This window comes from Chryseobacterium carnipullorum (genome assembly GCF_003815695.1).
Classification (GTDB): domain Bacteria; phylum Bacteroidota; class Bacteroidia; order Flavobacteriales; family Weeksellaceae; genus Chryseobacterium; species Chryseobacterium carnipullorum.
In genome coordinates this window covers 2,559,193-2,574,008 of record NZ_CP033920.1, presented here as the reverse complement: position 1 = coordinate 2,574,008, position 14,816 = coordinate 2,559,193, and the positions used below count along the sequence as shown (strand labels likewise).

The 14,816-nt window shown below is 37.1% G+C and carries 13 protein-coding genes; all 13 read right to left on the bottom strand.

Going from position 1 to position 14,816, the window contains the following annotated elements:
• Positions 1-6 precede the first annotated feature (6 nt).
• The gene (locus tag EG346_RS11765; RefSeq protein ID WP_123878808.1) at positions 7-828 is read right to left on the bottom strand and encodes a polysaccharide biosynthesis/export family protein; all 822 of its coding nucleotides are present in this window, start codon (positions 826-828) and stop codon (positions 7-9) included.
• Positions 829-863: 35 nt separating this feature from the next.
• Positions 864-2,792, bottom strand: coding sequence for a polysaccharide biosynthesis protein (locus EG346_RS11760; protein ID WP_073335101.1), 1,929 nt, complete (start codon positions 2,790-2,792; stop codon positions 864-866).
• Between the two features lie 123 nt (positions 2,793-2,915).
• Complete coding sequence (locus EG346_RS11755; RefSeq protein WP_228425829.1) at positions 2,916-4,043, bottom strand: DegT/DnrJ/EryC1/StrS family aminotransferase; 1,128 nt, start codon at positions 4,041-4,043, stop codon at positions 2,916-2,918.
• Between the two features lie 8 nt (positions 4,044-4,051).
• A complete protein-coding gene (locus EG346_RS11750) occupies positions 4,052-4,516 on the bottom strand; it encodes a regulatory protein RecX (RefSeq protein ID WP_123878806.1) in 465 nt (154 codons plus the stop codon).
• Positions 4,517-4,574: 58 nt separating this feature from the next.
• Positions 4,575-5,840, bottom strand: a complete 1,266-nt coding sequence (glyA, locus tag EG346_RS11745) for a serine hydroxymethyltransferase (protein WP_073335104.1) — start codon at positions 5,838-5,840, stop codon at positions 4,575-4,577.
• 102 nt (positions 5,841-5,942) lie between these two features.
• Positions 5,943-6,842, bottom strand: coding sequence for an NAD(P)/FAD-dependent oxidoreductase (locus tag EG346_RS11740; protein WP_123878804.1), 900 nt, complete (start codon positions 6,840-6,842; stop codon positions 5,943-5,945).
• 241 nt (positions 6,843-7,083) lie between these two features.
• Positions 7,084-7,836, bottom strand: a complete 753-nt coding sequence (gene bla, locus EG346_RS11735; protein ID WP_073335106.1) for a subclass B1 metallo-beta-lactamase — start codon at positions 7,834-7,836, stop codon at positions 7,084-7,086.
• Positions 7,837-7,914: 78 nt separating this feature from the next.
• The gene (locus tag EG346_RS11730) at positions 7,915-9,432 is read right to left on the bottom strand and encodes a glycosyltransferase family 39 protein (protein WP_123878802.1); all 1,518 of its coding nucleotides are present in this window, start codon (positions 9,430-9,432) and stop codon (positions 7,915-7,917) included.
• 11 nt (positions 9,433-9,443) lie between these two features.
• Positions 9,444-10,007 carry a hypothetical protein gene (locus EG346_RS11725; RefSeq protein WP_181876044.1) on the bottom strand — a complete coding sequence of 188 codons (564 nt, stop codon included), beginning with the start codon at positions 10,005-10,007 and terminating at the stop codon, positions 9,444-9,446.
• 123 nt (positions 10,008-10,130) lie between these two features.
• Positions 10,131-11,324, bottom strand: a complete 1,194-nt coding sequence (locus EG346_RS11720) for an efflux RND transporter periplasmic adaptor subunit (RefSeq protein WP_073335108.1) — start codon at positions 11,322-11,324, stop codon at positions 10,131-10,133.
• Between the two features lie 128 nt (positions 11,325-11,452).
• A complete protein-coding gene (locus tag EG346_RS11715) occupies positions 11,453-12,724 on the bottom strand; it encodes an ABC transporter permease (RefSeq protein ID WP_073335109.1) in 1,272 nt (423 codons plus the stop codon).
• Positions 12,725-12,780: 56 nt separating this feature from the next.
• Positions 12,781-14,010, bottom strand: a complete 1,230-nt coding sequence (locus tag EG346_RS11710) for an ABC transporter permease (RefSeq protein ID WP_073335110.1) — start codon at positions 14,008-14,010, stop codon at positions 12,781-12,783.
• Positions 14,011-14,107: 97 nt separating this feature from the next.
• The gene (locus EG346_RS11705) at positions 14,108-14,797 is read right to left on the bottom strand and encodes an ABC transporter ATP-binding protein (protein WP_047449905.1); all 690 of its coding nucleotides are present in this window, start codon (positions 14,795-14,797) and stop codon (positions 14,108-14,110) included.
• Between the last annotated feature and the right edge of the window lie 19 nt (positions 14,798-14,816).

The following is a 14,816-nucleotide window of genomic DNA, read 5'->3' as shown; positions in this document are numbered from 1 at the left end:
AATTTTTTATTTCTTATTAAATAAACTTACGACTACTGCCACTGCCGTTACTGCAATAGAAATTCCCGTTAAGATAAGTCCTGTATTAGGGTTTTGCTTTGCCGTAATATCTTTGGTATTGTTGGAAGAAACTATAATAGCATCACCTTGTTTTAGATTATAATACGGAGAATTAATTAGGTTGGCATCGTGCAAATTTATTTTACCATGGGTAATCTGACCATTCTCGGTTCTTATAACTAAAACATCTTCTCTCTTCCCATACATAGTAAGATCACCTGCCATACCAAGTGCATTTAATATAGTCGCTCGTCCGTTCGATATTGTATAGTCTCCCTGTCTGTTTACTTCACCTAAAACTGTTACCTTAAAATTAGCCAATCTGATATTCACAGTAGGATTAACAACAAATTGAGTCATTCTGTCTCTTATCTCTTCTTTAAGGCTTGTTAAATCTTTATCCGTTGTATTTATCTTTCCTAATAACGGAAAATCTATATCTCCATTGGTATCTACGATATATGTAGGTCCTGAAATACTGATAACTCCCTGGTTGGGTGTATTTCCTCCGGCAATATTGTTTGTTTGAATAACCTCTGAGGAAGAATAATTCTGATTAAATGGTTTTACAACATCCATATCCTTTGCAGTTATCAGAATTACCAATTGATCTCCATGCTGTATTGTGGAACCAGAATTTTTAGCAGATGATTCTATAGCAACTTTTTCTATATTCTGCATATAATTCAAGTCATTTTTAACATTTTTATTGACCTTGCACGAAACAAGCAATAATGCAAAAAACACCCCTACTATTTTACTTTTCATATTTTAAAATTGTACAAATATACATTTATATTTTTCTATTTATCTAATACTTCGTAGATCGAATTGTTACTCTTAAATTCCGGAACAATGGTCTTTAAAATTTTCACTACGTCTACTTTTTCTTCCATTACAGAAGCGTTCGTAATCAAATTGATCAGGCTTTCAATTTCTGAGAATGTCATTGCTGGATCCTTAGAAATCATGATCTTTTCATTATGAGTAGGAAGTGTTTTAGCATTATCGCTCAACAGTTCTTCATACAGTTTTTCACCTGGTCTTAAACCCGTGTAGATAATTTTTATATCAATATTCGGTTCAAAGCCGGATAATTTAATCATTCTTCTTGCAAGATCGAGAATCTTCACAGGTTCTCCCATATCAAAAACAAAGATCTCTCCTCCCTTACCCATAGTTCCGGCATGAAGAACAAGTTCGCATGCCTCAGGAATTGTCATAAAATATCTTACGATATCAGGGTGAGTAATGGTCACCGGCCCTCCAGCTTCAATCTGTTTTTTAAAATGTGGAATAACGGAACCATTTGATCCTAGCACATTCCCAAACCTTGTCGTAATAAACTTGGTGGTATTTCCTTCTACATCCTGTAAAGACTGAACAAACAGCTCTGCTGCTCTTTTAGATGCCCCCATCACATTAGTAGGGTTTACAGCTTTGTCCGTAGAGATCATTACAAATCTATTTACTTTGTAACGGCTCGACAGAACAGCAATATTTTTTGATCCCAAAACATTGACACGAATGGCTTCATTAGGATTCTCTTCAACTAACGGAACGTGCTTATAGGCAGCAGCGTGATATACCATTGAGAAATTATACGTCTGAAACAGAGGCTCAACTCTATGAATATTGGAAACATCAGCTAAAACAAACTTAAATCTGATATGAGGAAATTTATCTTTTACCTCAAGTTCAATATCATATAGAGGCGTTTCAGCCTGATCTAAAACAACAATCAAAGATGGATTGAATTGTGCCACCTGTCTTACAATTTCACTACCAATAGACCCGGCACCTCCTGTTACCAGAATATTTTTATTGAAGTGTCTGCTTCTGACCTCTTCACTTTCAATTTTGATTGGTTTTCTATTCAGTAAGTCCTCAATTTGAAGATTTCTGATCGCCCCCCCTAAATCACTGTCTCTGAGTTTTTGTACGGATGGAGCTTTGAATATATTTAAATCTTTTTCAAGGAATAAATTCACCCACGAATTCATTTCATCTTTAGACATCATTTCCTTGACGATAATAACACCATCAATAATAAGATCTTCTTTTGTGGCTTCCTCTATTCTTCTCTTTTCATAAATAGGCTTTCCTAATAAAGAAGCTCTTTTGGAATCGGTTCGTTGCGTCAAAAAACCGACAACCTGATAAGGCAGGCTTGGATTATCTAAAATAGCACGTGCTATAGCAATGGACTGTTCATCAATACCCAATACTAAGATCCTCTTTTTCAAAGTACTTCTTCTATATTCTCTGACAATATGAAAAAATTCCTTCACATAGAGTCTGAAAAGAAACAGCCCCATGAAAGAAATAATAAAGTACAATATGAGAAATGCAGTGAGTATAAATTTCCCACCTGTAGACCAGAAATAAATAAGATTGACTACTCCTACTACCGTCATCGTACAAAAACATGATATCAGAAGCTTGAAAAGGTCAATAAAGGTGGAATGCCTTATAATGCCGGCATATGTTTTGAAAAAATACATAAACAATGTATTTATCAGAATAATAAAAGCAAAAACAACGCTTTTATGCTCATGATAAACAAATTCTTTTTGGGTAATTTTCTCGATAGTATAGGTAGAAAGAAATAAAGACATAGCCAAAATGATAATATCTATTACAAGTATTATCCATCTCGGAAGATATCTTACATCTGAGAGATTTACAACATTATCACCTCCGAATATCTTTTTTCTAAGAGAGCTGTACATTGTTTGTATTTGTGTTCATTTTTTAAATGGGTTGAAACCCTACTTTTATTAATACTAATTCCTAAAGTGTGGATACAAAATTAAAATAAAATCTGATCTACACTTAAATTTAAAAAAACAAATTTAGTGAATTTCATTTTGTAAAACCTCAGAAATTCTAGCTCTGCAATTATCTGTTAAATTAGTTCCGGACGGTAGGCACAGTCCTCCTTCAAAAAGTGTACCAGACAGATTATTTCCAAAAAACTTATAGTCTTTGTACAGTGGCTGCAGGTGCATAGGCTTCCATAGATATCTGGTTTCTATATTATTCTGTGAAAATTCAGCCTTTAATTTTTCTTTTAGAAGAGTATCTTTGAGAATGATCGTACTAAGCCAATAATTCGAATAAAAGTCACTGTTGGGTGCAGAAAACAGTTTAATATTACCATTATTCTTCACGGTCTGTTGATAAAAGTCATGATTTTTTCTGCGCTGACTTATTTTTTCTTCCAGTGTTTCCAACTGTCCCCTTCCTATACCTGCTGCAATATTATCCATTCTGTAATTATATCCTATTTCAGAATGACTGTAAAATTCTTCATTATCTTTAGCTTGGGTAGCCAGGAAAAGCGCTCTTCTTTTAGCATCACTATTTCTTGAAATTAAAATTCCGCCTCCTGCAGTGGTAATTATTTTGTTACCATTAAAACTTATGATAGAAAGATCACCAAACGTTCCGCACGGGCGGCCCTTATATTTACTTCCCAATGCTTCTGCACTGTCTTCTATAACCGGGATTTCATATTTTCTGGAAATCTGAAGTATATCATCCACATTAAAAGGCATTCCGTATAAAGAGACTGTAATTATAGCTTTAGGTTTTTTTCCTTGCTGAATACAATATTTTATGGCCTCTTCCAGTGCATCAGGACACATATTCCACGTCTGATTTTCACTATCTACGAATACGGGAACAGCTTTAAGATAAAGAATAGGATTAGCAGTCGCCACAAAGGTAAAAGACTGACAGATGACAAAATCTCCTTCTTCAACATTTAATAACCGCAATGCAAGATGAATAGCTGCAGTGCCGGAAGATAAGGCAGTAACATGAGAGCTGTTGCCTAAATATTCTTCAAGACTGTTCTCAAATTCATCGATATTGGAGCCATATTGGGAAATCCAGTTGGTATAAAATGCATCCTTTATATATTTAAGCTCATTTCCTCCCATATGTGGAGGCGAGAGCCAAATTTTTTCATTTTTCAATTATCTACTTATGTTTCGTCAAAAGTATCATTTATTTTCTCATATTCAAAACCTCTGCTCATCAAATATTTTATCGTTTTAGATTTTTTTTGATATTCCTGCAATCCTTTTTGCCTGGAGGAATAATCTTCAAATATCTTTTTGATCATTTTTTCATAATCACCCTCATCTATTTCATCAAAGCACTTGCTGATAAGCTTTTCAGAGATCTGTTTCATCTTCAGATGCATTTTTATTTTATTTCTGCCCCAGTGTTTGATATAAAATTTCCCTCTGATATAACTCCGTGTAAATCTTTCTTCATTAAGATAATTTTCTTTTAAAAGGTATAAAATGATTTCATCTTTAGCTTCATCAATCAGCAGAAATTCACGCATTTTCTGTTCAACTTCTGCATGGCAACGGTCCTGATAAACACAATAATTGACCAGTTTTAGTTTTATTTCATCAAAAGTGAAAGATTTTTTCTCCATAATAGATATGAAAAAGAATGGACAAGTGCCCATTCTTTATATAATGTTTTAAGTCAAATTAATAGTTGAACAGGGCTCTTCCTTCCATCAGTTCATTCACTTTCTTTCTTACAGAAGAGATTACTTCTTCATTTTTGATATTATCCACTACTTCGGAAATAAATCCGGCAATGGTATCCATATCATTTTCTTTAAGACCTCTTGTCGTGATCGCTGCAGTTCCCAGTCTGATCCCGGAAGTCGTGAATGGCGACTTGTCATCAAAAGGAACCATATTCTTGTTGCAGGTAATATCTGCCAATACCAATGCCTTTTCAGTTTCTTTTCCGTTAACATTTTTATTTCTAAGGTCTACCAGCATCAGGTGATTATCTGTTCCTCCGCTTACGATATCAAAACCTCTGCTGATCATCGCTTTGGACAATGCCTGTGCGTTGGATTTCACCTGCTTGGCATAAGTTTCAAACTGAGTATCTAAGGCTTCTGCGAACGCCACTGCTTTACCGGCAATAACGTGCTCCAGCGGACCACCTTGAATTCCAGGGAAAACGGCTCCGTCCAATACCTGGCTCATCATTTTCGTTTCTCCTTTTGGTGTTTTGTGACCGTACGTATTTTCGAAATCTTTGCCCATCATGATCATTCCGCCTCTTGGACCTCTTAAAGTCTTATGAGTAGTAGTGGTTACCACATGACAGTGTTCGAATGGTGAGTTTAATAATCCTTTAGCTACCAGACCAGCCGGGTGGGCTATATCTGCCCAAAGAGTTGCTCCGATCTCGTCTGCAACCTCTCTGAATTTAGCATAATCCAAATCTCTTGAATACGCAGAGAAACCTGCGATCAGCATTTTAGGTCTTTCTCTTAAAGCCACTTCTCTCATCTGATCGTAGTCGATAAGTCCGGTTTCTTTCTGAACACCATAAGAAACTACCTGATACTGAATTCCTGAAAAATTCACTCCTGAACCATGCGTAAGGTGCCCTCCCATTGAAAGGTCCATTCCCATAATTTTATCTCCTGCTTTCAAAACGGCAAGATAAATGGCAGCATTAGCCTGAGATCCGGAATGCGGCTGTACATTGACATAGTCAACACCGAAAAGTTCTTTTGCTCTGTTGATGGCTAATGTTTCAACCTCATCTACTACTTCACAGCCTCCGTAATATCTTTTTCCAGGATATCCTTCAGCATATTTGTTGGTCAGTACACTTCCCATTGCTTTCATCACGTTCTCAGAAACAAAGTTTTCTGACGCAATAAGCTCTAATCCATGGGCTTGTCTTTGTCTTTCTTTTTCAATCAGGTCGAAAATAATGTCCATTTTACTTTTAGTTTTTGAAATTTTTCACCCCAAATATACGGAATTTCCCGTTAGATTTCGGTATCGCCAAATATGATTTTAACCCCAAAACTAATCAGAATTTTAAAATTCTTCCTCTGCAAGTTCCTTATTGACAACAGCTCCGGTAAAATTCCCCTGAGCAATAGCATTGGCAACAGACCTCATCATAGTGACATTATCTCCGCAGGCAAAAATACCCGGGACGTTTGTTTTCTGCATACAATCAACTTTGATAAATCCCTGTTCGGTAAGTTCACAGCCAAGATCTTCAGAAGCATTGATATTCTGTTTAAAAGGTACTTTGGCATAGAGTACCTTCAATGAGATTTCTTTTCCGGTTTTAAAAATAATTTTCCGGATTTTCCCATTTTCATGCTCAATCTTTTCAACTTCATCTTCCACTAAGGTGATATTATTCTGAGCCAGTTTATCTTTCTGATCTTTGGAAAGAACTGATTTTCCATTGGTAAATAAAAAAAGATCTTTTGTCAAGTTATACACCAGTTTTGAAAAGTCAAAAGCCATATCACCATCTGAAAGGATTCCCGTCACTTCATTTTTTACTTCATAACCGTGGCAGTACGGACAATGCAGCACTGAAACTCCCCAACATTCCGCAAATCCGGGAATATCAGGCATACGATCTTTTACTCCGGATGCCAGAATGAGTTTTTTAGCGCTGAATTTGTCACCTTCCGTTGTTTCCGCCTCGAATCCTTTTTCTGTTTTTCGTAATTGAATGACAGACCCATCATGAAATTTCACGGTATCGTATGCTGCTACCTGCTTCCGGGCAAGTTCAGAGATTTCCTTTGGGGCTTTTCCATCATGGGTAATAAAGTTATGGGAATACGGAGTCTGTCTATTGCAGGGCTTCCCATTATCGATAATCAAGGTATTTCTTAATGATCTTCCCAAAGACATTCCAGCCGATAATCCCGCATAGCTTCCTCCTATAATAATAACGTCGTAGTTTTTCATTTTAACTGATGGTTTAAATAATTGATGTTTGATCAATGATGATTAATCGTAAAATGATTGGTTAAATCATCAATCCTTTGTTGAAACAAAGTTAAAACAAAAACCAATTAAAGACACAATGTTGCATTAATATTTTCTATGACTCTTAATCCTAATAAGGATATAAAAGAGAAACAGCTGATTTTAAATTTTAAAATCAGCTGTCAGTTAATCTATTTTGAGAATCTATTAGTAGATAGGATCAGTTATTTTTAAACAACCTGATCGTATAGTCCAGAAGTTCTTTTCCGCCTACCTCTCCATGTCCCGGCATTACTATTTTAACATCCGGGTACTGACCTTTGACTTTCTCAACGGTTTGAGACCAGGCATGGACATTAGCATCCCCAAGATACCCTTTCGTTGCCTCCATCTCTTTGATAAGACACCCCCCGAACATGGCCTTCTCGTCAGGAACATAAGCAACGACATTGTCTTTTGTATGTCCTTCTCCGAAGTATTTTACTAAAATTTTATGTTTTCCTGCATTGAGGGTAATCGTATCATTAAAACCGTGCCCCGGAACATTGGCACCGGCTTTTTTTGCCAATTCTATGGTTTTATTATTGGCGTAAGAAGGAATATTGTTTTTGTCGAATTCTTTCAATCCTCCCAGACAATCATCGTGAAAATGCGTTGCAACAACGGCGTTCACTTTTGAATGAAGGTTATTTTGGATCCATGAAATCAATTCTTCTGTGCTTTTGTCATTGGTAGGAGTATCCAGAATGACGGTTTCATTTCCGTCTTTTACGATCATTCCGTTGCATTCTACTTTTCCAAAGGAATCTGTACTTAAATAAGATACATGCTGATAGATATCATCAGACAGCTGAATGACGGACAGGTTATCTGTCTTGTACACTACTTTAGCTTTCTGACCTTTTTTCTGAGAGGTACAGCTAAAAAACAATAGCGCTGAGGATAAAAATAAAATTTTAGATAGTGATTTCATAGGTTCATTACATTGCAGCGAAATTAAAAAATATTTCACGCTCCTAAATAATCCCATGGAGTTAATTAACTGTTAATATCACCACTTCCTTTCATCGATTTCATTTTGAATTCTTTTTTTAATATCAATTTTCGCACCTTCAAAACTAAAGATGGTCGTTCCTTTTTCGCGGGCAAACTTATTGACAATGGAATCAGCTGCTTTAGAGTTTTCAAAATAAGGACCTGTTTCTTTCAGTTCATCCTCCTCTCTGGAAAATTCTTTGACGCGAATCAGATGGTCATATTTTTTATTAAGATCGAACCAGTTGATATAATCTGCATTGAAAGAAACTGCCTGTACTCCTTTCTTTGAATAATAATTGATCGCACCTGCCTGTCCATAATTATCACAAAGCACCAAGGTTTCTCCTGATTTAGACAATCTTGAATATTCTCTATCTACTTTTTGAGCAAGCTCTTCCCAGCCCTGCATATCAGCAAAATCCTGAGGCAGCGCATGATCTTTACCATCTTCCCAACGAAGCATTCCCATTTTTTTGTAAAATTCAGGATGATTTATAATATATTCCGGACTTTTATTGGGAAAAGCAACCTGATACAAAGGCAGAAACAGTAAAACAGGAATTAAAATAAAGACCGGTTTAAGAAACTTTTTCCAGCCATTTTCAAAAATATGAGCGAGAAAAACAGCTCCAAATGCTATAAAAACAGGATATAAACCAATGGTATAATAATCTTTAGCCTTAAAAAAAACAAACAAGGCAATAGTCAGAACATACATCCAGAAGAAAGATTTGAATTTTTCAAAGGGTTTATAAAAGAGCACCGCATACCATCCGGCGATGATCACTAAAAAAGAGCCTATAAAAAACAGAATCTGGGATTTAAAGAAATCAATCCGGTTGACATGGACTAGCTGATTTTCTTCAAGTTCTTTCATATGGTGTACAACCGGAAAATGATGATTGTATTGCCATAACAAGTTGGGAAGCATGATCAGTAATGCAACTGCTGCCGCTCCGTACAAATGGGGCTGGAGAAATATTTTTCTTTGTTTTGTCAATAGAACAGCAGGGATAATCCCCAACACTGAAAAGACAATATTATATTTATTCAGAAAACCTATTCCAAAGATTACAGCCGCTGCATAGAGCCATTTTGCTTTTTCGGAATTGAAATAGCGAATCAGGGTATAATAAATAAGCGCCCATAATAACACTTCCAAGGAAGTGGGCTGAAAAAGCATATTGAGTCGCAGAAGAATTGATAGGAGAATGCCTGTTGAAGCCAGAATTTTAGCATACAAGCTCCCCTGAAGTTCTTCAATGATCTTCCATACAACAACGATCGTCAGTGCTCCGAAGAGTGCCGGAAAAAACTTCACCCAGAAGACGGAATTTCCTGCGATTCTAATGAGCCAGGCCAACCATGAATTCACGGGAGGCACAGAAAGATATCCCCAGGCAAGATGATTGCCCTGATCAAGATGCAGATATTCATCCCGGTGTAATTCATATTCAGGGCTGATCAGGGAATACTGGAGGATGAATTTTGCAATGATAAAGAAAAAGAGAATCAGGTAGTTTTTCTTCATAACGGTTGATATTAAATGATTTCAAATTTTTGCCGGATCATTTCGGCTTTAACACCGGAAATCTTTTCTGCCCAAAAATTAATATACTCCATTCTTTCAGGAAATTCTTCGTGTGTTTTATTTTGTCCACTCACTACATAGCTTTCGTACTCGTTCAAAGCATTTCTCAAATACTGTTCATAATCTTTAGGTTTCCTGGGGATATATCCAATTCCATCACAACCACAGCTATGAAAACATTTTCCTATTTGAAAGAGTCCTTCTACAATTTTCCATTCTTTAACAGCGGTTTTCTTAGGTGCTTTAAAATCCAACCCAAGGTCTGCCATCAGATTTCCACATTCGGGACATTTGATCTGCCTTGCGTTGATTTCCTCTGTCAATGCATCCAGTTCTTCTTTTTTAGTTTTTGTAAAAACATCGCTCACATTCCTTATGGTTCCATCCCGCTGGTGATAGATTTTATCTTTTTTGATTCTTAAAAGAATATCATCCGTATCTGTCTGTTTAAATGATTTTCGGCATTTAAAACAGGTGTAATGGGATTTATATGTTTTCCGGGCATACCTGCACATGTCTTTATTTTAATCTCAAATTTAACAATTCCATTTTAGAGACGAACAGACCTTATTAATAAAAAAAGATCCTGAGAAACAATTCCTCAGGATCTTACCGTTTAAATATATAGCGATGGTTTACTATTTTTTCTTTTCTTTAAGTTCTTCTTTATCTTTATCGGAAGGGTTCCACACTTTCACTTCAGAGTCTTTGGTAATTCCTGAAAGGATTTGTACGTTTATCCCGTCGCTGGCTCCTAATTTCACATAGACTTTCTTGAATTTTCCGTCCGGCTGCTTCACTTCTACAAAAGGCGTGTCTTTACCGTTTTTCTTTTCATACTGAACCAATGATTCATCCAATAGCAAAGCATTCTTCTCAGATTTAAGAACGATTTCTCCGTTGGCAGAGAAACCTGCTCTGATGTATTCGTTATTAGGATTGGTCACATCCCCTTCTACCGGGAATTTTATAGTCCCTAAATTGTCTTTTCCTTTAGGCGCGATCATTGTCAGTTTTCCCGGGAACGTTTTGTTCTGAAGGGCACCGATCACGATTTTCATATCCATTCCCTGTTTTAGTTTTCCTGCCTGAGCTTCATCAATTTCTCCCTGGAAGATCAAAGAATTAAGGTCTGCAATAGAACAGATGGTTGTCCCAGCATTGAAAGAGTTGGCCTCGATCACCTGACTTCCCACTTTTACAGGAACTTCAAGAACAGTACCAGCGGCTTTGGAACGAATTTGCGTAGTCGCAAGCCCCTGAAGTTCAGGAGTAGCCCCGGTTTTTACAATCTGTAATCTTTTTTGAGCGGTAGCCAGCTGCTGATTGGCATTTCTAAGCGTCTGCTGTTGAGTGTACAACTGCTGCTGTGCGTTTAAATACTCCTGCTTGGAAATCACGCCCTGCTTGTACAGTTTTTCCTGCATTGAATACTGCTTCTGCATATTATCAACATTCAACTTGGCATTACTGATCTGCAGTTGGGAATTCACTACTTCCTGCTGAGCATTGTTTACGTCAGCAATGTTAGGGATGATTCTCACTGTAGCGATCAACTGTCCGGCTGTCACCTTATCTCCTTCATCTACTAAAATTTTATCAATGATTCCCGCAATGTTCGGCTTGATCTCAATTTCTTCTTTCGGAACGATTTTTCCTGTAGCCATTACCTTGTCCTCCATGTTCTGGTAACTTGGTTTTCTGGTCAGGAAAGCCTCACTTTCTTTAGAATTTGATTTCACGAGATACCCGATCCCGGAGAACAATGCCACTGCAAATAAAAGCCCGAGTACGATATAAATGGCTTTTTTCCAAGTGAATTTCTTTTTCATATATCTAGTTTATTTTTTACTATTAAAGTTTTTTTTAACTGATTTAAATATTTAATGATTTAAGAATTTAAACATTAAAAAAATCCGTCATTATTTTCAAATTACTACATCAACCTATTACCCCATTATTATTCTGATCTCAAGGCTTCAATTGGTCGGATCTTTACTGCTCTCTGCGCAGGGATCATTCCGATAATTAATCCCAGAACAACCATTACTGCCATAGCTCCAAATACGTTTCCGTAATTTACCGTAGGATTATAGAAAGGAAATTGATCCTGATTCTGTGTCAATGCATTTAAAATGATGAGGACAAAGATTCCGCACATGAACCCGAGAATTCCCGAGGACAGTGTAATCACAACGCTTTCCAATAGAATCTGGTTGCGTACTTCTGCAGGTTTTGCTCCTAAAGCTCTCCTGATCCCGATTTCCTTTGTTCTTTCTTTTACCGTGATTAAGAGGATATTGGAGATCGCAATCACTCCGGCAAGAATGGTCAGCGTTCCCACAATGATCGTTAAAAGCTGCATCCCTGTAAGGAATCCTGTCAGTTTTTTAAATTCTTTTCCTAAATTGAAACTTCCGAAGGCATTGGTATCTTCAGGAGATACTTTATTTTTCGTTTTCAATACCTGCTTGACATTTTCTTCTACTCCATTCACATTGGCATTGGGTTTACTTACAATAGCAAACATATCGATCTGCTCTCCGGCATTGTACATTTTGGTATAGGTTGACAGCGGAATAAATGCTGTCTGATCATTTTCAAAGCCGCCTCCTTTTTTAACCCTGAAGACCCCAATTACATTAAAAAATATTCCTTTTATGTTCACCTGTTTTCCAACCGGATTTTCTTTTTTCTTGGCATCAAAGAAGTTCTTGTAGATTTCTTCTCCAATCACTACCACATTCTTATTTCCCATCACATCGGCATCATTGATATACCGTCCGAAAATAAGTTTCTTTTCTGAAATTTTATTTCCTACCGAATAATCTCCCGTAAGAGAATAGGTACCGTTTTTACCGTTTCTTGACATGGATTCACCGGGTGTTCCGGTAAAGCTTCCTCTTGCGTTTTGCGGTGAAATATAGTCGATAGCGTTCACTTTTCTTTTCAGCATATCCATATCGGATAATTTCAGATGTACTTCTCTTCCTTTAGGAAATCCATCGTAAGGAATAGAGGTTTTCTGAGCCCAGAGAAAAATAGAATTGGTTGCAAATCCGGAAAACAATTTATCAAAACCATTTTCCATCCCTTTTGCTGCTCCAAGAAGGCTCACATACAAAAACATTCCCCAGCCTACACCAATCATGGTAAGGAACGTACGAAGCTTATTATTCCTCAATGAATAATAAATTTCCTGCCAAGTATCTTTTTTAAATAAAATGTTCACTTCTTTGAGTTATAAGTTTATACTATATAATGGATCAATTATTATTGATCATATTCCTACTCTGTCCTTAATGCTTCAATCGGCTTGATTCTCGAAGCTCTGTATGCCGGAACGAATCCTGCAATAAGTCCTGAAAATACCAGAGCAATAAATGCCATAAAGATCGTCACCCAGCCTACACTCGGGCTTTTGATGAAATATTCTTCGAGGCTGTCTCCTATTAAACTAAGCACCAGCACTCCTACTCCAACACCAACAATACCTGAAACTACCGTGATCACGACACTTTCCTGTACAATTAAAGCTACAATACTTCTAGGTTTAGCACCGATTGCTTTACGGACACCAATCTCTTTGGTTCTTTCTTTTACGATATACACCATGATGTTACTGATCCCAATAATTCCTGCAAGCAAAGTTCCTAACCCGATAAAACCTACAATAATCGTAAGCACAGCCATAAACTGGAAGGTTTCGTTCATGTTTTTGGCATTATTCCAGACACGGACTCCGTTTTCATCGTCAGGAGCCACATTTTTTCTTGCTTTCAATCTGTCCTTCAGCTCATCACCATATTTAATAGCTTCCTCAGGAGATAGTTTTTGATTATAGGCAATATAGGCAGTCGATACGGTATCGGACCCTTTTTTCATTTGCTGAAGCGTTGTGATAGGAACGACAATATGTCTTTCATCCCAGTCTCCCCCATCATCAGAAAAAACACCCACCACTTTGAACATGGTTCCGTTGATATTCAGGTCCTTTCCTACCGGACTTCCGTTTTTGATAAGGTCACGCTGAACCATTCTTCCGATGACCGCAACATTTTGCTTTCTGGAAAGGTCCATAGAAGTAAGATAACGCCCATCAAGCATCTTTCGGTTCTCAATAACCTGTTCTCCAGGTTCTGCCCCGTTTACCTGATAAGTACCGCTTTCTTTACCGTATTTTATCATTAAGCTTGTGCTGTATCTTGGACTGGCATCGCCTACTTTTTCTTTATCCGTATTGATCAGAAAATCGTAGTCGTCATTATTCATGGTAACAGTTCTATCAGACTGAAGTCCTTTATAAGCCATCGTAGTTTTACCGGTATAGATGGTGATAAGGTTTTGTGCATCTCTTGCAAATCCTGCGGTAAAAGCATTTTGCAATCCCTTTCCTATTCCGAAAAGAACCACAAAAATAAACAGCCCCAAAGCCACTGTAAACCCCGAAAGCACCGTTCGCAATACATTACTGCGAATAGAACTGAATATTTCCTGCCAACGATCTAGGTCAAACATTTTTTATTGTATTTAAAGATTGAAAAATTTAAAGATTAAAAAATTGTACTTTAAATTTTCAAATTATCTTATTATCAAATTTTCAAATCAGCACATTTTACAAAACGATCTGCTTGATAAACTCATCACTTTCAATAATTCCGTCTTTCAGGATTACGTTTCTCTTGGTCTGTGCAGCTACGTCAGGTTCGTGAGTTACCACGATGATTGTTCTTCCTTCATTATTGATATCCTGAAGAAGTTTCATAATATCATGTGTCGTTTTTGAATCCAGTGCACCGGTTGGCTCATCTGCAAGAACCACCTTTGGATCCGTGATCAGTGCTCTGGCGATCGCTACTCTTTGTTTCTGTCCTCCGGAAAGCTCATTGGGTAAGTGATCCGCCCATTGAGCAAGACCTACTTTCTCCAGATACTCCATTGCTTTCTTGTTACGTTCTTTTCTGGGAACATTCTGATAGTATAAAGGAAGTGCTACATTTTCCAGCGCCGTTTTATAGCTGATCAGATTAAAAGACTGAAATATAAAGCCTAAGAACTTACTTCTGTACTCTGCAGCTTTCACTTCAGACAGATGCTCAATAGGAACGTTATCCAGTTCATAAGTCCCCGAATCTTTTTCATCCAGAATACCGATGATATTAAGAAGCGTAGACTTTCCGGACCCGGAACTTCCCATAATAGAAACAAACTCGCCCTCAGAAATATTAAGATTAATTCCTTTAAGAACGTGCAGCTTGCTTTTCCCCGTATCGTATGACTTATGTAAATCCTGAATTACTAACATGAAGTGATGCTTGTTTTAT

What these genes read in the sequence shown, in the direction of transcription:
- EG346_RS11705 (WP_047449905.1), bottom strand. Translation starts at nt 14,797, where the DNA reads ATGTTAGTAATTCAGGATTTACATAAGTCATACGATACGGGGAAAAGC.
- EG346_RS11750 (WP_123878806.1), bottom strand. Translation starts at nt 4,516, where the DNA reads ATGGAGAAAAAATCTTTCACTTTTGATGAAATAAAACTAAAACTGGTC.
- EG346_RS11730 (WP_123878802.1), bottom strand. Translation starts at nt 9,432, where the DNA reads ATGAAGAAAAACTACCTGATTCTCTTTTTCTTTATCATTGCAAAATTC.
- bla (WP_073335106.1), bottom strand. Translation starts at nt 7,836, where the DNA reads ATGAAATCACTATCTAAAATTTTATTTTTATCCTCAGCGCTATTGTTT.
- EG346_RS11725 (WP_181876044.1), bottom strand. Translation starts at nt 10,007, where the DNA reads ATGTGCAGGTATGCCCGGAAAACATATAAATCCCATTACACCTGTTTT.
- glyA (WP_073335104.1), bottom strand. Translation starts at nt 5,840, where the DNA reads ATGGACATTATTTTCGACCTGATTGAAAAAGAAAGACAAAGACAAGCC.
- EG346_RS11710 (WP_073335110.1), bottom strand. Translation starts at nt 14,010, where the DNA reads ATGTTTGACCTAGATCGTTGGCAGGAAATATTCAGTTCTATTCGCAGT.
- EG346_RS11740 (WP_123878804.1), bottom strand. Translation starts at nt 6,842, where the DNA reads ATGAAAAACTACGACGTTATTATTATAGGAGGAAGCTATGCGGGATTA.
- EG346_RS11765 (WP_123878808.1), bottom strand. Translation starts at nt 828, where the DNA reads ATGAAAAGTAAAATAGTAGGGGTGTTTTTTGCATTATTGCTTGTTTCG.
- EG346_RS11760 (WP_073335101.1), bottom strand. Translation starts at nt 2,792, where the DNA reads ATGTACAGCTCTCTTAGAAAAAAGATATTCGGAGGTGATAATGTTGTA.
- EG346_RS11720 (WP_073335108.1), bottom strand. Translation starts at nt 11,324, where the DNA reads ATGAAAAAGAAATTCACTTGGAAAAAAGCCATTTATATCGTACTCGGG.